We start from the raw sequence: 26,269 nt of genomic DNA, 5'->3' as shown, positions 1-26,269 counted from the left end.
GGTCGTGGAGCTGGCGGCCGCCGGTCAGTCCAACGCGGAGATCGCTCGCACGCTGTTCATCTCTCTGAAGACCGTCGAGACGCACCTGTCCCGCAGCTATCGCAAGCTGGAGATCGGCGGGCGCGACGGGCTGGCCGAGGCGCTCTCCGGCTGAGACCCCGCGTCAGCCGAGCACCCGCGTCCGGTCGGGGTCGAAGAACGGCTTGAGGGACACCTGGGCCGGCACCCGGGTGCCGGCGATGTCGATCTCGAAGGACCCTCCGGCGAGGTCGGCGGCGGTGATGCCGCCGTCGCGGGTGACCTCCGCGATCCCGACCGAGGCGCCCAGCGAGTGGCCGAAGCCGCCGGAGCGGACCAGCCCGACCGGCTCGCCGTCCCAGAACAGCGGCTCGATGCCGTGCAGGTCGTGGTCGGGCGAGTCGAGCAGCACGTTGACCAGCCGCTTCTGCAGGGGGCCGGCGCCCTTCTGCTTGAGCAGCGCGTCGCGGCCGACGAAGCCGCCCGGCTTGTCCCACGCGACGGCGAAGCCGAGGCCGGCCTCCAGCGGCGTGTCGGTGGAGTCGATGTCGTGGCCCATGTCGCGGAACGCCTTCTCGAGCCGCATCGTCTCCAGCGCGCCGACGCCGGTGGGGCGGAAGCTGCCGGTCACGTCGGCGGCCGCCTCCCGCAGCTGGTCGTAGAGCGTGGCGCCGAACTCGGTCGGCACCAACAGGTCCCAGCCCAGCTCACCGACGTAGGTCACCCGCAGCGCCCAGAGCGGGGTGTAGCCGAGCTCGACCTGCTGTGCGGTGAGGTAGGGGAACGCGTCGTTGGACCAGTCGTCCGGGCTCAGCGACTGGAGCACCTCGCGCGACCGCGGCCCCTGCACCGACAACAGGGAGTAGGCGCCGGTCACGTCGGTGACGGTGAGGAACTCGCCCTCACGGGTCTGCCTGCGGATCCACGCCGGCACCCGACGGTGGATGTTGTCGCCGGAGATGACGACGTACTGGTCCTCGGCGAGCCGGGTCACCGTCACGTCGGCGATGATCCCGCCGCGGTCGTCGCACCACTGGGTGTAGACGACGCGGCCGACCGCGGTGTCGACGTCGTTGGCGCAGACCCGGTTGAGCACCGCGCTCGCGTGCGGGCCCTGGACCAGGTGGTGGGACATCAGCGAGAGGTCGAACATCGCGAGGCTCTCGCGGGCGTGCAGGTGCTCCTCACGGACCCGCTCGTGCTCCTCGCCGCGCTCGAAGCCCCACTCGACGGTCGGGGTGGCGCCGGGGCCGGCGAAGAACTCGGGGAACTCCCACCCGCTGGTGGCGGCGAAGTAGGCGCCGTCCTCCACGTGCCGCTGGTGGTACGGCGACCGGCGTACGTCGCGACCGCGCAGCGGCTGGGCGTTGGGCCACGAGCCGTGGGTGAGCAGGAAGCCCAGCCGCTCGACGGTGCGCTCCGCGCGGAACCGCCGGGTGGCCTGGAACTCGTGGGCCCGGTCGACGCCGACCAGGCTCAGGTCCAGCGGCGGGTGCTCCTCGATCAGCCACTGCGCCATCATGTGGCCCAGCCCGCCGCCGGTGAGGATGCCGACGGAGTTGAGCCCGCAGGCGAGGTAGAGCCCGTCGACCTCGGGCGACTCCCCCAGCATCGGCGAGATGTCGTCGGTGAAGCTCTCGGGGCCGCAGAAGAGCGTGCGGATGCCGGCGTTCTCCAGCGCCGGGAAGCGCTGCATCGCGACCTCGAGGAAGGGCGCCATCCGGTCCCAGTCGGGCGGCAGCACGGCGAAGGCGCTGTCGCGCGGGGTGCCGTCGAGCGCCCAGGCCTTGCCGACCGGCTCGAACATGCCGACCAGCAGGCCGCCACCCTCCTCGCGGTAGTAGCCGAACGCCTCCGGGTCCTCGATCACCGGCACCGTCTCGGCGGTGACACCCTCGATCGGCTCGGTGAGCAGGTAGTAGTGCTCGGCGGCCTGCAGCGGCACGGTGACGCCAGCCTTGGCGGCCAGCTCGCGGCCCCACAGCCCGGCGGCGAGCACGACCTTCTCGCACTCGACGTCGCCGCGCTCGGTGCGGACGCCGGTGACCCGGCCGTCCTCGAGGAGGAAGCCGGTCACCTCGGTGTTCTCCACCAGCCGGGCGCCGCGCTGCCGCGCGCCCTTGGCCAGCGACATGGTCACGTCGACGGGGTTGGCGCGCCCCTCGTCGGGCGTCCAGAAGCCGTGGATGACGTCGTCGGTGCGCATCATCGGGACCATCTCGGCGACCTCGCGCGGCGACAGGATCTCCTTGGTCATCCCCTTCGAGCGCATGTAGGCCGTCTCGCGGCGGTAGGCCTCGTCCATCCGCGCGGTGGTCGACAGCTGGAGGTAGCCGCAGCGCCGGAACCCGGTGGAGAGCCCGGTCTCCTCCTCCAGCCGGCCGTAGAGGTCGGCGGAGTAGCGCGCCATCCACAGCGCGTCCTCGAAGGCGCCGCCGGACACCACCTCGCCGGCGGCGTGCCAGGTCGTTCCGGACGTGAGCTGCTTGCGCTCCAGCAGCAGGACGTCGGTCGCGCCCATCAGCGCCAGGTGGTAGGCGATCGAGGTGCCGATGACGCCACCGCCCACGACGACGTACTGCGCCCGGGCCGGAAGGTCTCCCGCGTGGGCGGCCTCGTGGGCCTGGGCGGCGGCGGGGTTGATCGAGGCGAAGTCCAGGGACATGCCCGCAGCCTGCCACACTGTTGAACGGCTGTTCAATAACCTCGCCCGGACCGGGCCGGCGTCAGCCGCCCGCGGGGATGCCCAGGACCGCCACCGCCGCGCACCCGGCAGCCAGGACGGCGTACCAGCCCGCGCGGGCGCGGTCGCCGCGCTGCCGGGCGAGCAGGGCCGCCACCAGACACTCCATCGCATAGAACAGCGCGAAGGCCCGCGAGGCCAGCGTCACCACCGACACCACGTCGGTCGCCCAGATCACCAGGATCGCCACCGCGCCGATCAGCAGGTAGGAGTGCCGGGCGTCCACCCGGCCGCCGGTGGTCTCGGTGACCAGCCCGCTGGCGCCGATCGAGTCGGCGACCGACGCGCTGAGCTGGCTCGCGATCGCGCCGCCGGCGACGACGTAGGGCAGCCAGGGACTGACCCGGCCCACCACGTCGATCACCCCGGCGACGTCGGCGGAGGAGCTGAACGAGCCGTAGAGCGGGATCATCAGCAGGAAGAAGGCGACGTAGACCGTCGCCGACAGCAGCTGCGCCGAGCGCATCGCCCGGACGCGCTGCTCGGCGTCGTACAGCTGGCCCATGAACCGGGTGGTCTCGAAGCCCTGCACGATGATCAACAGCCCCATCAGGAACCGGATGGTGTCCCAGTCCCACGAGGACGCGGTGGCTGCCGACCAGGAGTAGCCCGACGGCAGCGCCAGTCCGAAGACCACCAGGCTGGCCAGCAGCGCCGCGATGGCGGCGAGGTTGGCGCTGACCGTGTAGGTCTCCGCGCGTTGTACGCCGGCCAGGCCGCGGGTCGCGCCGAGGCCGCAGACGCCCACGATGATCGTGGTGGCGACGGCCTTGCCGAGCACCGGGTCGGACACCCCCACGAGCGTCAGCCCGAAGGTCGCCAGCAGCGCCAGGTAGTAGGCGACGGAGATGAAGTAGGCGCCGATCAGCACCAGATGGGACAGGGTCTCCAGGGAGCGGACGACGGCCCCCGCCTCGTCGTCGACGTGGCGGATCGTGTAGCGGATCGCACCCCCGACGAGGTAGGCGAAGCCGGCCAGCGCGGCCACGGCCGCTACCGCCCAGACGCCGACCGCACCCGCCACCAGCGGCACCGACACCAGGAAGCCGCTGCCGATGATCGAGGCCAGCGGGGTCAGCGTGGCCGACCAGCCCACGTTGCGGCGGACCTGCGGGCTGACCAGCACGGCGAAGACGGCCACCAGCACGACGGTCAGCACCAGCTCGATGGTCACCGCCCTCCTCCCCTCGCGCCGACCCCAGGTCCTCCCAGCGTGGCATGCCCCACCTCGGAGCCCGGTGCGCGACGTACGACCCACGCATGGGGCGCGCAGACTCGGGTACCGACCTGTCATGACTCAGACCTCTCCCGTCCACAGCGACGCAGACGCCCCCGTGACCGTTCCCGGCCTCGACGTGTCCGAAGGACACCAGGTCGCCCACACCCTGCAGCTGAGGCTGCACGCCCTCAACGACCTTCAGCTGACGCTCAAGCACGCGCACTGGAACGTCGTCGGCCCGACGTTCATCGGCGTCCACACGATGCTGGACCCGCAGATCGACGGCGTCCGCGAGATGGTCGACGTGCTGGCCGAGCGGATGGCGACGCTCGGCGTCTCCCCCAACGGACTGCCGGGCGCCCTGGTCGACGCCCGCACGTGGGACGACTACGACGTCATGCGCGCCGACACCCGGGCCCACCTCGGCGCCCTCGACCTGGTCTACGACGGCATCGTCGCGGACCACCGCGAGGCGATCGACAAGGTCGGCGACATCGACCCGGTCACCGAGGACATCCTGATCGGCCAGACCTCCGACCTGGAGCAGTACCAGTGGTTCGTCCGGGCCCACCTGCAGGATGCCGGCGGCGCGCTGGTCACCGAGGGCGCCGACACCGAGGAGGAGGCCGCCGCCAAGGCCAGCTGAGGTTGGCCCGGAGCGGGCCTTACTCGGCGCGCTCCTTGACGATCGGCACCAGGTCGGCCACCGACTCCACCACAAGAGTGGGTCGGTAGGGGAAGTCCGGGACCCGGTCGGGACGGGTGGACCCGGTGGAGACCAGCACCGTCCGCAGTCCGGCCTCGAGGCCGGCGATGATGTCGGTGTCCATCCGGTCGCCGACCATCACCGTCGTCTCGGAGTGGGCCTCCAGCCGGTTGAGCGCGCTGCGCATCATCAGCGGGTTGGGCTTGCCCACGAAGTACGGCGACCGGCCGGTGGCGGTGCTGATCATCGCGGCCATCGATCCGGTCGCGGGCATCAGGCCCTGCCGGCTCGGACCGGTGGGGTCGGGGTTGGTGGCGATGAACCGGGCGCCCGCATCGACCAGGCGGATCGCCTTGGTGATCTGCTCGAAGGAGTAGGTCCTGGTCTCGCCGAGCACGACGTAGTCGGGGTCGCGGTCGGTCATCACGAAGCCCTCGTCGTGCATGGCCGTGATCAGTCCGGACTCGCCCACGAGGTAGGCCGACCCACCGGGACGCTGCTCGGCGAGGAAGCGGGCGGTCGCGAGGGCGGAGGTCCAGATGGCGTCTTCCGGCACGTCGATGCCACTGCCGAGCAGGCGGGCGCGCAGGTCGCGCGGCGTGAAGATCGAGTTGTTGGTGAGGAGGAGATACCTCGAGCCGGAGTCCTTGAGAGCCTGGATGAACTCCGCAGCCCCGGGGATCGGGTCCTCCTCGTGCACCAGGACGCCGTCCATGTCGGTCAGCCAGGTGTGGACGGGCCGGCGCTGGGTGAGCTCCTCGGTCATGGCCCCATCGTCTCAGCAGCAGCGCCCGGTGGTGGCATTCGCGCGGCCGTGGGGTCGCCCCTCCGAGGAGCGAAATCGCTGATTCGAGGCCCGAAATCTGCGATCTCGCTCCTCGGAGGCGTCACTGGGGCGGCACCCCGCTAGCGTTCCCCCGTGCCCGCCGTCCTCGCCCTGCTGTCGAGCCTGCTGTGGGGCAGCGCCGACTTCGTGGGGGGCCTGCTCACCCGCCGACTTCCGGCGTACTCCGTGGTGGCGGCGTCGCAGGCCGCCGGCCTGGTGGCGACCACGCTGGTGGCGCTGGCCACCGGCGCCTACCGCGACGACACGGGTTGGATCCCCTGGGCGATCCTCGCCGGCGCGTCCGGGTCGCTCGGACTCGTGGCGTTCTACGCCGCGCTGGCCACCGGCACCATGGGCGTGGTCTCCCCGATCGCCGCCCTGGGTGCCGCCGTCCCGGTGGTCGCCGGCATCGCTGCCGGAGAGCAGCCCAGCACCCTGGCCCTGGTCGGCATGGTCGTGGCGCTGGCGGGTGCGGTGGCGGCCAGTGGTCCGGAGCTCGCCGGCGCGACCGGTGCCCGGCCGGTGGTGCTCGCGGTGGTGGCGGGGGCGATGTTCGGGCTCGCCATGCTGAGCATCGCCCGGGGCGCCGAGCACTCGACGCTGATGACGCTGTGGGGCATGCGCGCGACCAGCGTCAGCGGCTTCCTGGTGGCCGCGCTCGCGGTGCGCACCACCGGCGGCCTGGTCGTCCGCGACCTCGCGCCGCTGGGCGCCGTCGGCCTGGGTGACGCCGGGGCGAACCTGATGTTCGCCCTCGCCTCGACCCAGGGCCTGGTCAGCGTCACGGCAGTGCTGGGCTCGCTCTACCCCGTGGTCACGGTCCTGCTCGCTCGCCTGGTGCTCCACGAACGACTCCTGCGGGTACAGCAGGCCGGCGTCGCCGCTGCCCTGGTCGGCGTCGCCCTGCTGTCGCTGGGGTGAGCGCGCTACTTGTCGCTGAGGTCGACCAGCTTCGCGCCGGCCGCCGCGCGCTGCACGGCCTCGGTGCCCTTCTTGCAGGCGGCCTTGGTCGGGTAGGACTCCCCCGTCGCCACGATCTCGCCGTTGCCGGCCTTCAGCCGGAACCTGAAGCCGTCCTTGGCCTTGTAGATCTCGAACTTGCCCGCCATCTGGCACCTCCGCGCTGAGGTCTCGGTGTGGCCGCCGACGCTACTCGCACCCACGACCTTGCGCCACCGGCCGGCCCCGGCCGGCCCCGGTCGGGTCCCGTCGGCGAACCGGTCCGTCACCCCGCGAAGAGGTCACCGTGCTCGGCGACCCGCTCGAGCACGGCCTCGAACCCGAACTGCTCCAACGCCAACGGGTCGCCGGCACCGGCCTCGACCTCGTCCCACGTCACCGGAGTGGCGACGGTCGGGCGCTCCCGCCCCCGCAGCGAGTACGGCGACACGGTGGTCTTGGAGCCGGCGTTCTGGGACCAGTCGAGGAAGACCTTGCCGGGCCGTTTGGCCTTCGTCATCGTGGCCGTCACCAGCGAGGGGCGCTCCGCCTGGAGCTCCTCGGCAAGCTCCTTGGCCAGCTGCGTCGTCTCGTCGGGGTTGAGCCGCCCCGGCAGGGCGGCGTACAGGTGCAGGCCCTTGGAGCCGCTGGTGACCGGGCGACCGGTGAGCCGGCGCTCGGCCAGCTTGTCGCGCACCAGCAGCGCCACCTCACAGCACTCGGGCAGTCCCGCCGGCTCTCCCGGGTCGAGGTCGATCACGAGACGGTCGGGGTTGCGGGGCCGGCCGTTGCGACCGACCTTCCACTGGTGCACGTGCAGCTCGAGGGCGGCGAGGTTGGCCAGCCAGGTGAGCGTCGCCAGGTCGTCGCAGATCGGGAACTCCAGGTGGTCGCCGTGCCGCGACGGCGCCCTGCTGCCCGTCGTCGGCACCCGCGCGACCCGCACCCACGAGGGCGTTCCGGCGGGCGCGTTCTTCTCGAAGAAGCTCTGCTTCTCGACACCGTTCGGCCACCGGATGCGGGTGACCGCTCGATCGCGCAGGTGCGGCAGCAGCACCGGGGCGACCTGGGCGTAGTAGTGCAGCACCTCCCCCTTGGTGGTGCCGGTGCGGGGGTAGAGCACCTTCTCGAGGTTGGACAGCCGCAGGGTGTGTCCCTCGACCTCGACGTGGACCTCGGTGCCGGGGTCGGGGCTCACCGGCGGCTCCTCGGGTCCGGCATCTCAGCGACCGATCGCGATCACCGGCGACCTGGCCGGGTCGAGCTTGCGCACCGTGCGCTGGAGGAACGGCCGAGGAGCGCTGACGCAGCCGGCCGTGGCGCCCCGACCGTTCACGTGCAGGAAGATGCCGGAGCCGCGGTGGCGCACCTGCTTGCGGTTGAAGCTGGTGACCACGCTGAGCTCGTACTGCCGCGGATAGTCGGTGAGCCGCTCCGAGGAGTTCGCGTTGCTGCTGGGCAGCCGCCAGCGGAAGCCGCCCTGGCGGCGGTTGCGGTAGCGGTTGTAGTACGCCGACCGGTTGTCCTGGACCCAGAAGTCGCCCTTGCGGATCCGCCGATAGCGGATCTTGCGCGCGTCGTCGGCCGGCTGGGTCCCGAAGACGTAGAGCAGCCGGTAGGTCCCGAGCGGGGTGGTGCCACTCCCCTGCTTGCGCTTCGTGCCGCGCACCAGGCCGCCGTAGCCGATCCGGCCGTCCTTGCTGACCAGCCTGCGCTTCCAGCCCGAGTCGGTGCGCACCCAGAACGCCACGCGGGCGTGGTGGCCCCGGGTGCGGTTGACGGTCACCACCTGAGCGGTGTCGGCGGTCACCCGGACGTCGACCCCGGCGAGACGCACGGTGTCGGCGTGGGCGGGTGCGGCCAAGGGACTCTCGAGGGTCAGCAGCCCGGCGAGCAGCAGGGCGGCCGGGAGCCCGAGACGGCGGAGGAGCGGCATGCCCCCAGCCTGCCAGGCCCCCGGCGGGGCGGACACCCGTCCGCCCCGCCGGCACCCCACTCTCGATCAGTTCGCGGAGAGCGCCACGTCGTCGACGAAGATCGACTTGGTGGCCGTGCGACCGCCGTAGCCGGCGACGTAGACCCGGCCGGGAGCGGTCACCTGCGTGTTGGTGGCCGCCACCTCCCAGCCGCTCGGCTCGGGCGTGCCGTCGTTCCAGATCCGCACCCGGACCGTCGAGCCGACCACCTGGAAGCGGATCCACTGCTTGACGCCCGGCGTCGTCACCTGCGCGCCCGACGTGGAGCCGATGGTGGCCAGCCCGCTGTTGGTGGCCCGCTGCAGCAGCACCGTGGTCGACCGGGACCGAAGCGTGACGCCGTAGCCGTTGGCCGGCCGGAACGCGTTCTTCCAGCCACCACCGGCGCGCAGCCAGAAGGACAGCTTGCCCAGCACCGTGCCGTCGCCCCAGGTGTAGCTGGCCAGCAGGGTGCCGTCGGCCTGCTTGGCCGGCTCGATCAGCTTGCCGCGCGCGAAGGTGCCGGCCCCCGGCCCGATGGACAGGTGACCCTGCCCACCCTGGAGCTCGATCAGCGAGGGGTCGAGGTCCTCGGTGGCCCAGGCGTTGGACCACGCCGAGCCGTCGGCGCCGTCGAAGTCGTCGAAGGCCACCAGCACCGGGTTGCCCGCGACCGCCGCCGCGGAGGGGCCGGGCGGGCTCTGGTTGCCGGCGCCGTCGACCGACTGCACGGAGTAGACGTGCGGGGTGCCGGCGGGGACGGACCGGTCGACGTAGCGGAGCAGCTCGGCGTCGACGGTCGCGATCGGCGCGCCGTCGCGCAGCACGCGATAGCGCTGCACCGCGCGGTCGTCGCTGCCGGCGCTCCAGCTGACCGCCACGCCGTTGCGCACGGCGTCGGCGGTCGTGGCGGCCGGCGCCACCGGGTCGGTGGTGTCGGCCGGCGCGACCTTGCTGTTGGCCAGGCCCGGCGTGCCGGCGCCGCTGGACGCCGCCCACGACGCGGCCACGTCGTTGTCGAGGCCGGGGTCGAGCAGCTCCAGGCTGGCACCGCCGCCGGCGGCCGCGGTCGGCCACGGCGCGCTCGGCGAGTAGGTCACGGTGTCGACGACGCGGGAACCCTGGCTCAGCGTCAGCGTCTCGCCGCTGTCGGAGAGCCCACCGGAGAACTCGCCACCGATCAGGACCGTGCCCGGGTTGTAGACCGACCGGAACGCCGTGTCGTCGGCCACGAACACCACCCGGCCACCGGGCAGCACCACGGTGCCCGACTGGATGGTCAGGCCGACGCCGTCGAGCGTCCAGCCGGAGAGGTCGATCGCCTGGTCGGTCGGGTTGTAGAGCTCGACGTACTCGGTGTCGGGGTTGGTCGGCTGGTAGTTGATCTCGGAGATCACCATGCGAGGCGCGGCCGTCTGGGAGATCGGGATCAGCTGCCCGGCGCCGGTGTTGTCGGCGAACACCTCGCGGCGGTCACCGGTCGCGCGGTGGAGGTTGCGGCGGAACTTCTGCCACGAGCCGAGGTTCCACTTGGCGTTCTCGAGGTCCCAGTCGGGGGTGCGGTAGGGCTTGGTGATCTCGTCGTAGCGAGCCTCGGGATCGCCGTTGCGGTAGTAGGTGTCGATCAGCGTCTTGAGCCGGCGGAAGTACATCTGCCGCCACTCGGGGTAGGCCATGATCGCGCGGTTGAGCCGGTTGGCGCCCGACGGGTCGAGGAACGTCCCGAACTTGTCGGTCGACACGTTGAAGAACGTCACGTCGAGGTCCCAGTGCCACATCTCCCAGCGACCGGTGCCCTCGGTGTCACGGGCGACGAACCAGTTGTGGTAGCCGGAGTCGGTGTGCCTGACCAGGGAGTTGATCGCCATGTAGTTGACCAGCTCGGGCACGTTGACGTTGTTGGCGATCCAGCGCTGCTGGCTGGCCGAGGCCGGGGCGTCGACGATCTGGCTGAGCTCCCAGACGTCGGTGTAGTCCTCGTCCTCGCGGGACTTCTTGTCCAGCCACAGGCGCGACTGCAGCACCGCCTGGGAGCTGGTCTTCGCCAGCGCGCCGGCGTCGCCCTTGTAGATCGCCCAGTTGTCGACGTCCCAGTACTTCCGCCAGAAGCTGTCGTCGTCCTGCAGGAAGCCGCCGACGCTGTGGAACTGGCCGTTGCGCTGGGTGCGGATCCGGTCGACGCTGAACCACTTGGCGCCGGCGTCCTTGATGATCTCCCAGGACATCTGCGCGTTGGGCTCGGGGTCGCGCTGCAGCGCGAACTTCTTGACGGGGTAGGGGATGCTCGGCCAGTCGAGCGTGTGCCCGCCCGGGAGCTCCACGGCCCAGCTCACCTTGGCCGCCGACCGGGTCGACTGGCCCTTGATGCGGAACATCGCGTTGTCGAAGACCTGCCCGTTGTAGGCGATCGGCACCGGGGTGAGGTAGTCGTCGTAGCGGTGGTTGGCGAGCATGTCGTTGTAGACCGCGTCGCTCATGAACCACTCGATGACCGGCAGGTTGGTGACCACGGCCGGGTTGCGGACGACGTAGCCCTCGTAGTTGATGGTGTCGCCGGCCGCCGGCGCGGTGAACGGTACGCCGGCCGAGGAGGCGCTGATCCGGTAGCGGACCAGGTGGCCGGCCGTCTGTCCGGGCACCGAGGCGGCGAAGACCCCGTCACCGGCACCACCCGGGCTGGCCGCGTCGTCGAGGAACGGGACGGTGACCTCGGCGCCGTACATCACCTTGTAGGTCAGCGTCGCGGTGGAGCCCACCGGCAGCTTGCCGGAGATGGTGACCGCCTGGCCGGGGTCGGGCCGCAGCGGGGTCACGGTGAGGTTCTTGACCCGCGGCGGCGGCACCGTGCCGTCGAGGGAGTTGACGGCGCCGGGCGTGCCGCCGGTGACCGTCGAGGCGCCCCAGTTGTCGGGGTCGGTGTTGTCGGCCAGCAGCCCACGCAGCTCCAGGCTGGGCCCGTTGCCGTCGGGCGCGGGCGGCCACTCGCCGGAGTCGGCGTAGGTCACCGAGTCGACCTCGGCCAGCGCCCCGTCGACCAGCGTCACCTGCTCACCGCTGTTGCTCAGGTTGCCGGTGTAGACGAAGTCGGGCGCGAAGCCGTAGAGCGTCTGGAACGCGGTCGCGTCGGGCGAGCCGACGAAGCGGCCGCCGGCGGGGATCACGCTCCCGGCCGGCAGGACGCCCCCGATGCCCGCCGTGAACGACCACCCGGAGATGTCGATCGGCTGGTCACCGGCGTTGGCCAGCTCGATGAAGTCATCGGTGGAGACGTCGGTGTAGGCGTGGTAGTTGAGCTCGGAGATGACCACCGGGCCGGCGGCGGCATGGGCCGGCGCAGGCATCAGCAGACTGGCTCCGATGGCGGAGATCGTGCAGGCGAACAGCACGCGACGCATCATCATCTTCTTGCCCCCCATGGCGTCCGATGGTGGCGTGAGTGTACGTCTTCGCGCCGTTTGTCAACAGACCCGGTCGGACAAACCTTGCCGCGGCCGGTCGGAGCCGGCACGACGGGCCGAGCCGGGCCAGGGTCAGGGGCCGCACGGTCAGGCCCGGACTGGGTCACTGGCCAGGTCGGCGGGGTCAGGTCGGCCCGGACGCCGACGTACGCCGGCTGCCGGAGGCGCTGCTGCGAGGACAGCCCGAGCGACTCCACCTCGACCACGAGCAGCGGCTCCACCCACCGGGTGCCGAGCGCGTCGACCCGCGGCACCTCGTCGGCGAACGGGCTGGTGTCGCGGCCGAACGACGCGAGCGCCTCCTTGAGCATGGGACCCACCTTGCCGGCGATCCCGCTGCCCACCCGGCCTCGGTAGACCAGCCCGTCGGCGGTCGGCTCCCCCACCAGCACGGCCCCGAGCCGGCTGGCCGAGTCGGTCTCGTAGCGCCAGCCGCCCACCACGAACGACGCCCGGCGGCGGTGCGGGAACTTCAGCCAGTGCGGGCTCCGGACGCCCGGCTGGTAGCGCGACCCGAGCCGCTTGCTGACCATCCCCTCCAGGCCCTGCTCGCGGGTCGCCTCGAACAGCATCGCCCCGTCGTCGTAGACGCCTGGCACCTGCCAGTGCACGCCGGCCAGGCCGAGCCCCTCGAGGAGCTCGCGACGCCGCTCCAGCGGCTCACGCAGCAGGTCGCGACCATCGAGCCGGAGCAGGTCGAAGGCGAGATAGGTCACCGGCAGCCGCTCGGCGAGCCGGGCGGCGCGGTCGGCACGACCCACGTGCATCCGCTCCGCCAGCGCCCCGAACGACGGCGCGCCGTCGACCAGGACCACCACCTCACCGTCCACCAGCAGGTCGTCGCCCGGCAGGTCGTGCAGCTCGGGGAAGGACACGGTCGCGTCCTTCTCGGTGCGGCTGGTCAGCCGGACCCGCCGGTCACGGGTCGCGTCGAGGTCGGCCAGCACCCGCATGCCGTCCCACTTCACCTCGTGCACCCAGTCGGCGCCGGTGGGCACGTGGTCTCCCTTGGTGGCGAGCATCGGACGCATGGGGTCACCCTAGGTGCACGCGGTCGCCGCCGACGGCGACCAGGTGCGCGATCGGGCCCCGTCCCTGATACTGGTGTGACGGGGGTGCCGACGGGCGCCGTCGACCGCCATCCGTCTCGGCTGCTGCGAAAGGTCTTCCCCATGCGTGCGATCTGGAAGGGCTCGGTGTCCTTCGGGCTGGTCAACGTGCCGGTCAAGCTCTACGCCGCCACCGAGTCGCACGACGTGTCGTTCCGCCAGGTCCACGCCAAGGACGGCGGCCGGATCAAGTACCAGCGGGTGTGCGCGATCGACGGCGAGGAGGTCGCCTACGCCGACATCGCCAAGGGCTACGAGACCGAGGACGGTGAGATGGTCATCCTCACCGACGAGGACATGGCCGACCTGCCCGTGACCTCCTCGCGCGAGATCGCCGTGGAGAAGTTCGTCCCGCGCGACCAGATCGACCCGATGCTCTTCGAGAAGTCCTACTACCTCGAGCCCGAGAAGACCGGGGCGAAGCCCTACGCCCTGCTCCGACAGGCGCTGCTCGAGGCCGACCGGATGGCCGTCGTCACGGTCGCGATCCGGCAACGCTCCTCGGTCGCCGTCCTCCGGGTGCGCGACGACGTGATCGTGCTGCAGACGATGATGTGGCCCGACGAGGTCCGGCAGCCCGACTTCACCGTCGAGGCCGGCGAGGTCAAGGACGCCGAGGTCAAGATGGCGCAGATGCTCGTGGAGACGCTGGCCGGCGACTTCGACCCCGACGAGTTCGAGGACGACTACGCCGACGCCGTCGAGGCCCTGGTCACCGCCAAGATCCAGGGCGGCGAGGTCAAGAAGACCGCGAAGGCCGCCAAGTCCTCCGGCGAGGTCGTCGACCTGCTCGCCGCGCTGCAGCGCTCCGTCGAGGCCGCCAAGGCCTCGCGCGGCGAGGGCGACGAGCCTGCCGCGGAGCAGAAGAAGCCGGCCAAGAAGGCACCCGCCAAGAAGACCGCGGCCAAGAAGGCGGCCAAGAAGAAGGCCAGCTGAACCCGGGTTGCGGCCGGGCGCACCTCAGCCGGCCTGCAGCAGCCCCCGGACCACCCGCAGCCCCACCGACATCCGGGCCAGGTCGGCGCTGTCGTCGGCGCAGATCTCCGACAGCGTCTCGGCGGCGCGCTCGACGCGGACGCCGTGGCTGTCCTCCCAGGACGCGATCCGGTCCTCGAGCGGAGCGGTGTTCGCGGTCTCGTCGATCACCTGCGCGGTGAGCTGGGCGTGCACGGCGTAGAGGTCGTCGCGGAGCGCGGCGCGAGCCATGGTCTGCCAGCGGTCCGCCCGCGGGAGCTGGAGGATGCGACCCACGAGCGCCGGCACGCCGAGCCGCTCGCCGAGCGAGAAGTGGATCCGGGCGGTCTCGGTCGGGTCCATCTCGTGACGGTCGGCGATCTCCACGATGTTGAGCAGCTGGTACGCCGGGTGGAGCACCGCCACCTTGGTGGCCAGCTCCTCGGGCACCCCCGCGGCCATCAGTCCGTCGCGACGACGCTCGAAGTGGCCGAGCTCCTGGCCGACCAGGACGTCCGGGAGCTCTCCCATCAGCCGCATCACCCGCACGGTGAAGAACTCCGCCACCGCGTCGCTGTCCAACGGCGGCCGGCGGTTGTTGACCAGCCAGCGCGACGCGCGCTCCACCAGGGTGCGCATCTCGATCCGCATCGAGGTCTGGACGGCGGCGTCGAGCCGGTTGTCGAACGACTTCATCTCGTCGCGCAGGCCGAGCGACCCGAAGATCTCGCGCGCGACGAAGTTGGCGTTGGTGAGCTCCGCGGCGGTCGCGCCCGTCTCGCCCGACAGCCGCGGCCAGAAGGTGATCCCGGCGCCGTTGACGAGATCGTTGACGATCTGGGTGACGATGATCTCGCGGCGCAGCGGGTGGTCGAGCATCTGCGGCCGGTAGGTCTGCCGCATCTTGCTGGGGAAGTACTCGAACAGGTCGGTGTGCAGGAACGGGTCGTCCGGCAGATCCGAGCCGAGCAGCTCCTCGGCCAGCACGATCTTGGTCCATGACATCAGCACCGACAGCTCCGGCGTCGTCAGGGCCTCGCCCCGCTCCAGCCGGCCGGCCACGTCCTTGCGCGACGGCAGCCCCTCGAGCTCGCGGTTGATGTGACCGTCGCGCTCGAGGATCCGGATCCACTCCTCGTGGACGTGCAGCAGGGACGGCGCGTTGGCCGCGGCGTTGGCCAGCGCCAGGTTCTGCTCGTAGTTGTCGCGCAGCACCAGGCTGGCGACCTCGTCGGTCATCTCGGCGAGCAGCGAGTTGCGCTGCTTCCCGGTCAGATCGCCCTCGTGGACGACCCGGTCGAGGAGGATCTTGATGTTGACCTCGTGGTCGGAGGTGTCGACACCGGCCGAGTTGTCGATGAAGTCGGTGTTGATCCGGCCGCCGGCCCGGGCATACTCCACGCGGCCGAGCTGGGTCAGCCCCAGGTTGCCGCCCTCGCCGACGCACTTGGCCCGCAGCTCGCCGCCGTCGACCCGGATCGCGTCGTTGGACTTGTCGCCGGCGTCGGCATGGGTCTCGGTGGCAGCCTTCACGTAGGTGCCGATGCCGCCGTTCCAGATCAGGTCGACGGGCGCGAGCAGGATCGCCCGCATCAGCTCCGCCGGTGTCATCGACACCTGCTCGGTCTCGATGCCGAGCGCGCGACGGATCGCGTCGTTGAGCGGGATCGACTTCAGCTTGCGGGAGAAGACCCCGCCGCCCTCGGAGATCAGCGAGGTGTCGTAGTCCTGCCAGCTGGAGCGGGGCAACCCGAACAGCCGCTGCCGCTCGGCGTACGACGCCGCCGCATCGGGGTCGGGGTCCAGGAAGATGTCGCGGTGGTCGAAGGCCGCCACCAGGCGGGTGTGCTCCGAGCAGAGCATCCCGTTGCCGAACACGTCGCCGGACATGTCGCCGATGCCGACCGCGGTGAACTCCTCGGTCTGACAGTCGATGCCGCGCTCGCGGAAGTGGCGCTGCACCGACACCCACGCGCCCTTGGCGGTGATGCCCATGGCCTTGTGGTCGTAGCCCACCGAGCCACCGGAGGCGAAGGCGTCGCCGAGCCAGAAGCCGTAGTCGTGAGCCACGCCGTTGGCGATGTCGGAGAAGGTGGCCGTGCCCTTGTCGGCAGCGACCACGAGATAGGCGTCGTCGCCGTCGTGCCGCACCACGTCGCGCGGCGGCACGATCTCGCCGGCCACCAGGTTGTCGGTCACGTCGAGCAGCCCACTGATGAACGTCGTGTAGCAGGCGATCCCCTCGGCCATCCACGCGTCCCGGTCGGCCGGGTCGGGCAGCTGCTTGCAGAAGAAGCCGCCCTTGGCGCCGACGGGCACGATCACGGTGTTCTTCACCATCTGCGCCTTGACCAGGCCGAGGATCTCGGTCCGGAAGTCGTCGCGTCGGTCGGACCAGCGCAGCCCGCCGCGGGCCACGGCCCCGAAGCGGAGGTGCACACCCTCGACCCGGGGTGAGTAGACGAAGATCTCGAACCGCGGGCGCGGCTCGGGGAGGTCCGGGATGTCCCGAGGCTCCAGCTTGAACGACATGTAGGGGCGGATCTGACCGTCCTCGGTGCGCTGGAAGTAGTTCGTGCGCAGCGTCGCCGTGATGTGGGTGAGGTAGGAGCGCAGGATCCGGTCGTGGTCGAGGCTCGCGACATCGTCGAGGGCGCGCAGGATCTTGCCCGAGACCTCCTCCTCGCGGGCGGCACGCACCTCGGCGGGGTCCTCCTCGCCGCTGGTGACGACGATCGGGTCGAACCGCGTCTCGAACAGGGTGACCAGCAGCCGGGCGATGTCGACGTTGCTGCGCAGCGCCTCCTCGATGTAGTCGACCGCGAAGGGGCTGTGGCCCTGCTTCATGTACTTCGCGTAGGCGCGCAGCACCGTCGCCTGTCGCCAGGTCAGCCCGGCGGCGAGGACGAGGGAGTTGAAGCCGTCGACCTCGTTCTGCCCGTCCCAGACGGCCCGGACCGCGTCCTGGAACAGCTCACGGCTGTTGACCGGCATCCCGCCGCCGTAGCGCAGGCCGAAGTCATAGAGGTACGTCGGCCGCGGGAGGTTCTCCAGGTCGTAGGGCCACTCGTCGATCACCTCGACGCCCATGGACGAGAGCACCGGCAGCACGGCGGAGAGCGAGAGCGGCGAGCCGATGCGATAGACCTTCAGCCGGGCCTCGCCGTCGGCCACGTCGACCGGCTCGTAGAGCGACATGTCCAGACCCTCGTCGCCGGGGATCGCCTCCAGCCGGCCCAGGTCGACGGCCCCGGTCCGCGGGGAGTAGTCCTCCTTGTAGGCCTCGGGGAAGGCGTCGAGATAGAGCCGCGCCAGCCGGGCCCCGGTCTCCTCGCCGAAGTCCGTGCGCACCGCCGCGGCCATGTCGTCACGCCAGGAGCGAGCCGCCTCGGCCAGCTTGCGCTCGAGCTCGGCCAGGTCGAACTCGGGGATCATCTGCCCGCGAGGAGGCCGGACGACGAAGTGCACCTGGGCGAGGTAGGCCTCGTTGACCCGCACGGTGAACTCGACGCTGTCGGCCCCGAGCTCGTCGCGCAGGATCTGCTGCAGCCGCTGCCGGACCGCCGTGTTGTAGCGGTCGCGCGGGAGGAAGACCAGGCAGGAGACGTAGCGGCCGTAGGTGTCGCGGCGGGTGAACAGCCGGAGCTGACGGCGCTCGCGGGTGAGCATCGCCGACTCCGCGATCGGGGCCAGCTCCTCGACCGGGGTGTGGAAGAGCTCGTCGCGGGGGTAGTTCTCGAGCACGTTGAGCAGCGACTTGCCGGTGTGGCTGCGCGGGTCGACGCCGGCCTGGGCGATGACGGCGGCGACCTTCTCCCGCAGCAGCGGGATGCGCTGCACCGACTCGGTGTAGGTGGCCGCGGAGAACAGGCCGAGGAAGCGCCGCTCCCCCACGACGTCGCCGTGGTCGTCGAACGACTTGATGCCGACGTAGTCGAGATAGGCCGACCGGTGCACCGTCGCCTTGGAGTTGGCCTTGGCCAGCACCAGCAGCTTCTTCTCGCGGGCGCGCTCGCGGACCGGGGCGGGGAGCTTCTGGAAGCCCGTGGACTGCAGCTGGTCGCCGCGGAGGATGCCCAGCCCCGTCGCCGGCTCGGCGCGCAGCGAGGTGTCCTCCCCCTCGCCCTCCAGGTGGTACTCGCGATAGCCGAGGAAGGCGAAGTGGTCGTCGGCCAGCCACCGCAGCAGCTCGATGCTCTGGGCGAGCTCGTCGTCGGGCAGTCCTGGCGGCGGATGCTCCTCGAGCTCCGCGACGATGTCGAGCAGCCGGCCCTGCATCCGCGGCCAGTCCTCGACGGCATCACGGACATCGCGCAGCACCCGTTGCAGTGACGCCTCGACGTCGGCGAGGTCCTGCTCGTCGGTGATCCGGTCGATCTCGACGTGCATCCACGACTCCGGCACGACCTCGTGGCCGGCGTCCAGGTCCTCCTGGGTCACGCCCACCGAGGTGGCATGCACCTGGAGCATCTCGCCGGTGATGGTGCGCACCACCTCGAACTGCGGGTGCACGATCACATGCACGGTGTGCTGGTCCTCCGCGAGCGCCATCGTCACGGAGTCGACGAGGAACGGCATGTCGTCGGTGACGATCTCGACCACCGAGTGGCCGCCGGCGGTCCAGCCGTGCTCCTGCACGGTCGGCGTGAAGACCCGCACGCGGGCGGTGCCCTGCGGCCGCGACGCGGCCAACCGCAGCTGCGAGGCCAGCGCGCCGTAGAGGTCGACCTCCCCGCGCTCGCAGACGTCCTCGGCCGCCACGCGCCGGTAGTAGGCACGCAGCAGGTCGGCGGTGACCCCGGACGGCGGCCCGCCGGCGCCCTTGCGGTGTGCGGCGATGTCGGCGGCCTTCTCGAGCAGGCCGGCCTTGGTGTCCTCGGGGGTGACTGCCACGATCCGACACTAGGACTCCCCCGCGACGGGGACAACAACCGGGGTGTCTGCGCCGCGCACCCCGATGCGACATCATGTCGCCATGAGGTTCGTCCACGAGATGAGGTACGCCGCCACCGTCGACGAGGTGGCCGCGATGCTGGCCGACCCGGCGTTCCGCGAGGAGGTGTGCGCCCATCAGCAGGTGCTGGACAGCTCCGTCTCGGTGACCGGCGAGGGCGACACGCTGACGGTGGTGGTCGAGCAGGTCCAGGAGGCCCGTGGGATCCCGTCGTACGCCCAGAAGTTCATCGGTGACCGCATCGCCATCACCCAGCGGGAGACCTGGCGGAGCGCCACCTCCGCCGACCTCGACATCGTCGTGCCCGGCAAGCCGGCACGGATGACCGGCACCCTCACCCTCCTCGCCGACGGCGACGAGACCGTCGAGACGCTCGCCGGGGAGCTCAAGGTGTCGGTGCCGCTGATCGGCGGCCGGATCGAGGAGCTGATGGGCGACGTGGTCAGGCTCGCCCTCGACGCGGAGTACGCCGTCGGGCAGCGCTGGCTCGCCGGAGACTGAGTCGGCGGCTACTCCCCCGAGGCCTCGATGTCGTCCTCGTCGTCGTCACGACGACGCAACACGATGACCAGGGCCAGGATCACGAACGGCCCGAAGGCGAGCAGCAGCGCGAGCACGTTCTCGTAGGTGTGGAGCTTGCCGAAGTGCCACGGCACGACATGCAGCAACAGCGACCAGACCCCAGCGACCAGGCCGGCTGGGGCCACGGTGGCGGTCATGGCTGCGGCGAACACCCGGCCAAGTGTGCCACGCGTCCGCGTCGTGCCGCAGGCGCTCCGGACAACGTTGCGTGAACGAGACCGGACGCCCGGGGAGACCTGCGATCACCCCATGTGGGGGTAGCGATAGTCCTTCGGAGGGTCGAACGTCTCCTTGATCGACCGCGTGGAGGTCCACCGCAGCAGGTTCTGCGGGGCGCCGGCCTTGTCGTTGGTGCCGGAGGCCCGCGAACCGCCGAAGGGCTGCTGCCCGACGACGGCCCCCGTGGGCTTGTCGTTGATGTAGAAGTTGCCGGCGGCGAAGCGCAGCTGCTCCTGCGCCCAGTCGACCACCCGCCGGTCGCGGGCGATGATCGAGCCGGTCAGGGCGTAGGGCGCGAACCCCTCCATCTGGCCGACGACCTGCTCGAAGTCGCGGTCGTCGTAGACGTGGACGGTGAGGATCGGGCCGAAGTACTCGGTCTTGAACATCTCGTCGGTCGGGTCGTCGGCCAGCACGACGGTCGGCCTGACGAAGTAGCCCACCGAGTCGTCGTAGCCGCCGCCGGCCACCACCGACAGCTTGCGGCTGCGCTTGGCTCGGTCGATCGCCTTCTTCTGCTTGGCGAAGGACCGGTCGTCGATCACGGCGCCCATGAAGTTCGAGAGGTCCGTGACGTCGCCCATGGTGATCGCGTCGACCTCCGCGAGGAACCGGTCGCCCATCTTCTTCCACAGCGACCGCGGGACGTAGGCGCGGGAGGCCGCCGAGCACTTCTGCCCCTGGAACTCGAAGGCGCCGCGGATCAGCGCGACCCGGAGCACGTCGGGGTCGGCCGAGGCGTGTGCGACCACGAAGTCCTTGCCGCCGGTCTCGCCGACCAGCCGGGGGTAGGTGCGGTAGGACGCGATGTTGGCGCCGACCTCGGACCAGAGGTGCTGGAAGGTGGGCGTCGAGCCGGTGAAGTGGATGCCGGCGAGGTCGGGGTGGTGCAGCGCCACGGCCGAGGTCTCGATGCCGTGGCCGGGGAGCATGTTGATGACGCCCGGCGGCAGGCCGGCCTCCTCGAGGAGCTCCATCAGGTAGTGAGCGGCGAGCGTCTGGGTCGCGGACGGCTTCCAGACGACGGTGTTGCCCATCAGCGCCGGCGCGGTCGGCAGGTTGCCGGCGATCGCGGTGACGTTGACGGGGGTGACGGCATAGACGAAGCCCTCCAGCGGACGGTGGTCCATCCGGTTCCACACCCCGCGACTCTGGGCGATCGGCTGCTCGGCGACGATCTGCTTGGCGAAGTGGGCGTTGAACCGCCAGAAGTCGATCAGCTCGCAGGCGGCGTCGATCTCGGCCTGCCAGGCCGTCTTGGACTGGCCGAGCATGGTCGCGGCGTTGAGCCGGGCCCGCCAGGGCCCCGCCAACAGGTCGGCGGCCTTCAGGAGCACCGCGGCCCGCTCGTCGAGCGGCATCGCCCGCCAGCCCGGGGCGGCGTCGGCGGCCGCCTTGATCGCGGCCTTCGCGTCGGCCTGGGTGGAGCTGCCGATCACCCCGAGCACGTGCTCATGGCGGTGCGGCTGCACGACCTTGATCTCCGGGCCCTTGCCGGCCACCCGGCGGCCACCGATGGTGGCCTTGAAGGTGTGCTGCCGGGACGCCAGCCGAGCCAGCTCGGCCTCCAGCTCGGCCCGCTCCGCACTGCCGGGCGCGTAGTGCAGGTTCGGCTCGTTCACCGGGGGTGGGGTGTGCGTGAGGGCGTCCATGATCCCGATGTTGTCAGACAACCCCGGGGCCCTCAAACCCGGTCCGGCACGGGTACGACGGAGCGCGCGGACCGGTGCGACAGGGGGTCAGACGAAGGCCGCGATCTCCTGGGTGGCGAACCAGGCGAGGTCGACCTCGGCGGCCGCCTCGGGGTCCTCGGCCAGGGCGCCGAGCTCCACGGGGTCGGCCAGCAGCGCGGCCACCTGCGACCAGGTGAGATCGGGCACGGTGACGGCCGTGCCCTCCCCCGCGATGGCCTCGGCGACGTCGGCGGCCACCACGAGGCGGCGAGCCGGGTCGGCCGGGTCGCGTCGCGTCAGCGCGTCGTCGGCGGCGGCCATCAGGGCGGCGTACTCCCACTGCTCGTCGTCACCGTCGGGCCACGCGCTGCGCAGCCCCTCGGTCACCGCGTGGGCGGCCAGCGGCCCGGCCAGGTGGCGCTCCGTGACCAGCCCGGCGAGCTCGGCCGGGGTCACCGCGACGTAGACGCGCCTCATCGGCCCTTGCCCCGCGGACTCCCGCCGCGCCGGCCACGCGGGGCGCGGGGCCGGGCGGTGCCGGCGTCGGACAGCTCGTCGAGGGCCTCGTGGACGGACTGGGCCAGCACGTCCGCGTCCGGCAGCGCGTCGCGGTCGGCGGTGATGCCGTAGAAGACCGACCCGTCGTAGGACGTCACGCCGATCGACAGCGCGTGGCCGGGCAGCAGCGGCGGCACGGGGTAGGTCTCGACCATCCGGGCGCCGGCGGCATACAGCGGGAACTGGGGGCCAGGCACGTTGGTGACGCTCAGGTGGAAGCCGCGCCGCTGCTCGGCCGCCGCGACCCGCGAGCCGAGTGCGTGGAACGTGGTCGGCGCGAAGCCGGCGATCCCGGCGAGCCGGCTCGCCGACACCGCCCGATCGGTCTGGGAGTGCGCACGCAGCGCATACGACACCTGGTGGAGCCGGACGACCGGGCTCGGCTCGCCGACCGGGAGCTCGACGAAGTGAGGAGCCACCTGAGCGCCCAACGACGTGGCCTCGAGCTCGTCGTCGATCACCGACATCGGCACCATCGCCCGGAGGTGCTTCTGCCCGCCGAGCGACTCCGCGCGGGTCATCAGCCAGCCGCGCAGCGCACCGGTGACGGTGGCCAGCACGACGTCGTTGACGGTGCCGCCGTGGGCGTCGCGGATCGCGCGGTAGGTCGCCAGGTCGGTGCGCGCCGAGACGAAGCGGCGCTGCTGTGAGAGCGGGCGGGTCAGGGGCGAGTCGGTGGTGGGACGGCGGTTCGCCAGCGCGTTGAGGGTGCTGCCCGCACTGTGGGCGGCGTCGCCGACGGCGCGCAGTGCCGAGTCGAGGTTGCCCTGCAGTGTCTGCAGCACGGTGACCGGCTGGCTGGCCGAGTCGGACAGCGCCTCCATGACCAGCGCGGTCGTGCTCGGCTGTCGGCGCGGCGCCCAGTCGTCGTGGATCAGCGACTTGGGCTCGGCGGTGGTGTCGAGCAGCACCTGACCCAGGTCGACGGTCTCCACCCCGTCGACCAGGATCTGGTGGGACTTGGCCAGCAGCGCCATCCGACCGCCCTCCAGACCCTCGACGAGGTAGACCTCCCACAGCGGCCGATGCCGGTCGAGGGGTCGGGAGATGATCCGGGCCACCAGGTCGCGCAGCTGGTCGTGGCTGCCCGGGCGGGGCAGCGCGGAGCGGCGTACGTGATAGGCGAGGTCGAAGTCCGGGTCGTCGACCCACACCGGGTTGGCGAGCCGGCCGGGCACGGTGACGATGCGCTGGCGATAGCGCGGCACGAACGCGATCCGGTCGCCGATCAGGTCGACGAGTGCCTGATAGTCGAAACCGGACTCGCCCGGCGCGAAGACCTCGACCGTGGCGTTGTGCATCGGCGAGGACGGTGCCTCCTCGGCGAGCAGCGCCAGGTCGCGCGGCCGTAGCCGCTCAGCCATCTAGACCCCTCCGGAGTGTCGTCAGGTGGATGTGTCATCCTCGATCGGGGCTGCGGCAGGGGCTGCAGCCGGTGGGGAGAGACTACCGATGAAGAGACTCGCGACCGCGATCACCGTCCTGCTGCTCGCCGCCGGCCTCGCCGGCTGTGGCGGCGACAGCGGCGGAGACAGCGGCAGCCAGGGCAACGACCCGATCGAGGTGACCTTCTCGGGCGGCGACGTGACGCCCAAGGGTGAGCGGGTCGACGTCTCGACCGGCACCATCACCTTCGACGTGACCGCCGACGAGCCCGGCACCATCCACGTGCACTCCAGTCCGGAGCAGGAGATCTCCTACGAGTCCGGCACCCACAGCTATGACGTCGAGATCGACAAGCCCGGCGTGGTGGAGGTCGAGTCGCACGACCTCGACGTGGTGATCGTGCAGCTCGAGGTCAAGTGACGCCCGCGCGGCGTCCGTTCCCGACGTGATCATCCAGACCCACGGCATCGGCGGCTCCCAGGACCTGCCGATCTCGCCGATCCTGGCGATCGCCGGCGCCGTCGCGGCGCTGACGATCTCCTTCACGGTGCTCGCCGTCGCCTGGCGCAAGCCGCGATACAGCGAGTCGGTCGGCGACCCCGCGCCCCGGTGGCTGGCCCGGCTCGTCGACTCGGCCGGGTGGGCGATCGCGCTCCGGGTGCTCGGGCTGCTGCTGTTCGGCTACCTGCTGTGGGTCACCTACCTCGGACCCGACCTGCTGACCAACCCGGCCTTCGGCATGTTCTACGTGCTGCTCTGGGTCGGCCTGGTGCCGGTGTCCCTGGCCTTCGGGCCGGTCTGGAAGGCGATCAGCCCGACCCGCACCATCAGCCGGGGCGTCGCGCGGCTGGCGCGCACCGACCCCGAGACGGGGCTGGTCGGCTATCGCGTGCGGCTGGGCTACTGGCCCGCCGCCCTCGGCCTGTTCGCCTTCGTGTGGACCGAGCTGGTCAGCCCGCGCCCCGACGAGCTCGGCACGATCCAGCTCTGGATCGGCGTCTACCTGGCCGTGATGCTGGTCGGCGGCGCGCTCGGGGGCCAGCAGTTCCACGAGCACGTCGACCCGTTCGAGGTCTACTCGACCCTGGTGTCACGGATGTCGTTCTGGGGGCGCCGCCACGGCGAGCTGGTGGTGCGCAGCCCGATGGCCAACCTGGCGATGACGCCGGTGCGCCCGGGCCTGGTGGCGGTGGTGGCGGTGCTGTTCGGGAGCACGGCCTTCGACTCGTTCAAGGACTCGCCCGAGTGGCTGAGCGTCACGCAGTCCTCGAGCTCGCCGTACCTCCTCAACAACCTGGCGCTGATCGGCTTCTGTCTCGCCGTCGGCGCGATCTTCGCGGCCGGCACGATGGCCACGGGGGTCGGGCCCGAGACGAGGCGCCGCGACCTCCCGGGGCTGTTCGCGCACTCGGTGGCCCCGATCGTCATCGGCTACGTCGTCGCCCACTACCTCAGCTTCCTGGTCATCGTCGGCCAGACCACGCTGATCCAGATGAGCGACCCGATGGGCAACGGCAGCAACCTGCTCGGCACCGCCGACTGGTCGGTGAACTACTGGCTGCTGGAGCATCCCACGCTCCTCGCCAACACCAAGGTGCTCGCGGTGGTCACCGGGCACATCCTGGGCGTGATCGCTGCCCACGACCGTGCGATCTCGCTGCTGCCCAAGCGGCACCAGCTCACCGGCCAGCTGCCGTTGCTGTTCGCGATGGTGGCGTTCACCGTCGGCGGGCTCTACCTGCTCTTCGCCTCCTGACCCGCCGGCCGCCACGCGGGTCGCCGGGGACCAGGGCGTCGACCAGCTCCTCGACGCCCCTGCGCACCGGGCTGTCACCCAGCTCGGCCAGGCTGCGGCCCGCCAGCAGCGCCCGGTCGACGGTGGCGGTGTCGTCGGGGAGGAAGTGCAGGCTGGCGACCCGGGCGAAGCCCTCCACCATGCCGGCGACCTCCCGCTCGGACCAGCCGAGCGTCCCTCGGCTGCGGTTGACCACGACATGGAGCGGCCGGTCGCCCACCACCTCGCGCAGCTCCACCAGGCCGCGCGCCAGGCGGGTGAGCCCGACCGGGTCGGCCGCCCCGACGACGACCACGTCGTCGGCGGCGTCGAGCGCGGCCAGGGTCATCGCGTTGCGGCCGGGTCGACCCGAGAAGTCGGCGGTGGACTCCTGCTCCAGGCTGAACCCGGTGTCGACGACCACGTCGGCCTGACGCCTCGCCACCTCGAGCAGCTGCTCGACCGCGGCGGGACGGACCTCTGCCCATCGGTCGGCACGCGGCAGGCCGGTGACGACGTAGAGACCGGCATCGACCCGCCGCTGCACGCCCGCGAACCGATCGGCCAGGGCACCGGTCGCTGCGAGCCGCGCCGCCGCCAGCAGCCCCGACATCTCGTCGACGACGCCCAGCTGGGTGGCGATCGCGCCACCGTAGGGGTCGGCGTCGACCAGGACGGTACGCCGGCCACGAGCGGCCAGCACGGCCGCGGTGGTCACGGCGACCGTGGTCCGCCCGGGCGCACCTTGCGGGCCCCACACGGCCAGCACCCGGCCGTCCGCCACGGCCGCGGTGTCGTCGTCCGGCGGATCTGCCGGCTCGACGGCGGCAGGCTCCTCCGGCGGGTCGGTGACGGCACGCACCAGCCCGTCGAGGTCGTCGGCCGCCACCAGCACGGCGACGCCGGCTCGCGCGGCCCGGAGCCGCAGCTCCTCATCGTCGATGTCGGCCGCCACGGCGACCAGCCGGACCTGGTCACGCCTGAGCAGCTCCACCGCCGCCGCGTCGAGGCCCGGGGCCTCGGCGGCGACGACCGCCACCTGGGCCTGGCCGGCCGCCGCCGTCGCCAGCAGGTCGTCGACGTCGACACACCGCTTCAGCACCACCACGTCGCCGCGCCCGGCGAGCCGCCCGAACACCGACGGCTCCCAGGCGGCGCCCGAGGCCACCATCAGCACGCACTGCATGGTCGTCCTC

General features: G+C 71.6%; 21 protein-coding genes. 7 read left to right on the top strand and 14 right to left on the bottom strand.

Going from position 1 to position 26,269, the window contains the following annotated elements:
- The first annotated feature begins 4 nt into the window (after positions 1 to 4).
- Positions 5 to 154, top strand: coding sequence for a response regulator transcription factor (locus R2740_RS05240; protein WP_371301617.1), 150 nt, complete (start codon positions 5 to 7; stop codon positions 152 to 154).
- A gap of 9 nt (positions 155 to 163) precedes the next feature.
- On the opposite strand, the gene R2740_RS05235 is transcribed toward R2740_RS05240, so the two are convergent.
- Both R2740_RS05235 and R2740_RS05230 read right to left on the bottom strand, forming a co-directional pair.
- Positions 164 to 2,683, bottom strand: a complete 2,520-nt coding sequence (locus tag R2740_RS05235) for an FAD-dependent oxidoreductase (protein ID WP_371301616.1) — start codon at positions 2,681 to 2,683, stop codon at positions 164 to 166.
- Positions 2,684 to 2,744: 61 nt separating this feature from the next.
- Entirely contained in the window at positions 2,745 to 3,935 is a 1,191-nt protein-coding gene (locus R2740_RS05230; protein WP_371301615.1) for a hypothetical protein, read from the bottom strand.
- Positions 3,936 to 4,095: 160 nt separating this feature from the next.
- Between R2740_RS05230 and R2740_RS05225 the strand changes: the two genes are divergently transcribed.
- Positions 4,096 to 4,626, top strand: a complete 531-nt coding sequence (locus R2740_RS05225) for a Dps family protein (RefSeq protein WP_371301614.1) — start codon at positions 4,096 to 4,098, stop codon at positions 4,624 to 4,626.
- A 19-nt stretch (positions 4,627 to 4,645) separates the two neighbouring features.
- On the opposite strand, the gene R2740_RS05220 is transcribed toward R2740_RS05225, so the two are convergent.
- Positions 4,646 to 5,452 carry an HAD-IIA family hydrolase gene (locus tag R2740_RS05220; protein ID WP_371301613.1) on the bottom strand — a complete coding sequence of 269 codons (807 nt, stop codon included), beginning with the start codon at positions 5,450 to 5,452 and terminating at the stop codon, positions 4,646 to 4,648.
- Positions 5,453 to 5,605: 153 nt separating this feature from the next.
- Here R2740_RS05220 and R2740_RS05215 point away from each other — a divergent pair, with 153 nt between their 5' ends.
- A complete protein-coding gene (locus R2740_RS05215; RefSeq protein WP_371301612.1) occupies positions 5,606 to 6,433 on the top strand; it encodes an EamA family transporter in 828 nt (275 codons plus the stop codon).
- A 5-nt stretch (positions 6,434 to 6,438) separates the two neighbouring features.
- On the opposite strand, the gene R2740_RS05210 is transcribed toward R2740_RS05215, so the two are convergent.
- The 5 genes from R2740_RS05210 to ligD (R2740_RS05190) form a co-directional block, all read right to left on the bottom strand.
- Positions 6,439 to 6,621, bottom strand: a complete 183-nt coding sequence (locus R2740_RS05210) for a YegP family protein (RefSeq protein WP_371301611.1) — start codon at positions 6,619 to 6,621, stop codon at positions 6,439 to 6,441.
- A gap of 116 nt (positions 6,622 to 6,737) precedes the next feature.
- A complete protein-coding gene (ligD, locus tag R2740_RS05205) occupies positions 6,738 to 7,649 on the bottom strand; it encodes a non-homologous end-joining DNA ligase (RefSeq protein WP_371301610.1) in 912 nt (303 codons plus the stop codon).
- A 24-nt stretch (positions 7,650 to 7,673) separates the two neighbouring features.
- A complete protein-coding gene (locus tag R2740_RS05200) occupies positions 7,674 to 8,387 on the bottom strand; it encodes a L,D-transpeptidase family protein (protein WP_371301609.1) in 714 nt (237 codons plus the stop codon).
- 66 nt (positions 8,388 to 8,453) lie between these two features.
- Positions 8,454 to 11,822, bottom strand: a complete 3,369-nt coding sequence (locus R2740_RS05195; protein ID WP_371301608.1) for a lamin tail domain-containing protein — start codon at positions 11,820 to 11,822, stop codon at positions 8,454 to 8,456.
- Positions 11,804 to 12,895 carry a non-homologous end-joining DNA ligase gene (gene ligD / locus R2740_RS05190; RefSeq protein ID WP_371301607.1) on the bottom strand — a complete coding sequence of 364 codons (1,092 nt, stop codon included), beginning with the start codon at positions 12,893 to 12,895 and terminating at the stop codon, positions 11,804 to 11,806. The genes R2740_RS05195 and ligD (R2740_RS05190) overlap by 19 nt, the downstream gene beginning before the upstream one ends.
- Positions 12,896 to 13,036: 141 nt before the next feature.
- On the opposite strand from ligD (R2740_RS05190), the gene R2740_RS05185 reads away from it, so the two are divergent.
- Positions 13,037 to 13,909: a Ku protein gene (locus R2740_RS05185; protein ID WP_371301606.1), complete on the top strand. Its 873-nt coding sequence runs from the start codon at positions 13,037 to 13,039 to the stop codon at positions 13,907 to 13,909.
- Between the two features lie 24 nt (positions 13,910 to 13,933).
- On the opposite strand, the gene R2740_RS05180 is transcribed toward R2740_RS05185, so the two are convergent.
- Complete coding sequence (locus R2740_RS05180; protein ID WP_371301605.1) at positions 13,934 to 18,820, bottom strand: NAD-glutamate dehydrogenase; 4,887 nt, start codon at positions 18,818 to 18,820, stop codon at positions 13,934 to 13,936.
- A gap of 82 nt (positions 18,821 to 18,902) precedes the next feature.
- Here R2740_RS05180 and R2740_RS05175 point away from each other — a divergent pair, with 82 nt between their 5' ends.
- Positions 18,903 to 19,382, top strand: coding sequence for a DUF2505 domain-containing protein (locus R2740_RS05175; protein WP_371301604.1), 480 nt, complete (start codon positions 18,903 to 18,905; stop codon positions 19,380 to 19,382).
- Between the two features lie 8 nt (positions 19,383 to 19,390).
- Here R2740_RS05175 and R2740_RS05170 read toward each other — a convergent pair whose 3' ends face one another.
- The 4 genes from R2740_RS05170 to R2740_RS05155 form a co-directional block, all read right to left on the bottom strand.
- On the bottom strand, positions 19,391 to 19,615 hold the full coding sequence (locus tag R2740_RS05170; RefSeq protein WP_371301603.1) for a hypothetical protein: 225 nt from the start codon (positions 19,613 to 19,615) through the stop codon (positions 19,391 to 19,393).
- A 90-nt stretch (positions 19,616 to 19,705) separates the two neighbouring features.
- Positions 19,706 to 21,334: an L-glutamate gamma-semialdehyde dehydrogenase gene (gene pruA / locus R2740_RS05165; protein ID WP_371301602.1), complete on the bottom strand. Its 1,629-nt coding sequence runs from the start codon at positions 21,332 to 21,334 to the stop codon at positions 19,706 to 19,708.
- 87 nt (positions 21,335 to 21,421) lie between these two features.
- Complete coding sequence (locus tag R2740_RS05160) at positions 21,422 to 21,832, bottom strand: hypothetical protein (RefSeq protein WP_371301601.1); 411 nt, start codon at positions 21,830 to 21,832, stop codon at positions 21,422 to 21,424.
- On the bottom strand, positions 21,829 to 23,277 hold the full coding sequence (locus R2740_RS05155) for a wax ester/triacylglycerol synthase family O-acyltransferase (RefSeq protein WP_371301600.1): 1,449 nt from the start codon (positions 23,275 to 23,277) through the stop codon (positions 21,829 to 21,831). Before R2740_RS05155 ends, R2740_RS05160 begins: the two co-directional genes overlap by 4 nt.
- Positions 23,278 to 23,365: 88 nt before the next feature.
- Between R2740_RS05155 and R2740_RS05150 the strand changes: the two genes are divergently transcribed.
- Positions 23,366 to 23,719 (top strand): hypothetical protein, encoded by a 354-nt coding sequence (locus R2740_RS05150; protein ID WP_371301599.1) that lies wholly within the window; start codon positions 23,366 to 23,368, stop codon positions 23,717 to 23,719.
- 25 nt (positions 23,720 to 23,744) lie between these two features.
- The gene (locus R2740_RS05145) at positions 23,745 to 25,055 is read left to right on the top strand and encodes a hypothetical protein (protein WP_371301598.1); all 1,311 of its coding nucleotides are present in this window, start codon (positions 23,745 to 23,747) and stop codon (positions 25,053 to 25,055) included.
- Here the strand turns inward: R2740_RS05145 and R2740_RS05140 are convergent.
- Positions 25,018 to 26,259 carry a CpaE family protein gene (locus tag R2740_RS05140; RefSeq protein WP_371301597.1) on the bottom strand — a complete coding sequence of 414 codons (1,242 nt, stop codon included), beginning with the start codon at positions 26,257 to 26,259 and terminating at the stop codon, positions 25,018 to 25,020. The two genes, R2740_RS05145 and R2740_RS05140, sit on opposite strands and share 38 nt — an antisense overlap.
- Positions 26,260 to 26,269 lie beyond the last annotated feature (10 nt).

Origin of the sequence: Nocardioides sp. (assembly GCF_041393715.1) — a bacterium.
Lineage (GTDB): Bacteria > Actinomycetota > Actinomycetes > Propionibacteriales > Nocardioidaceae > Nocardioides.
The sequence above is the reverse complement of the archived record's forward strand: the minus strand, read 5'-3'. Positions and strand labels throughout refer to the sequence as shown.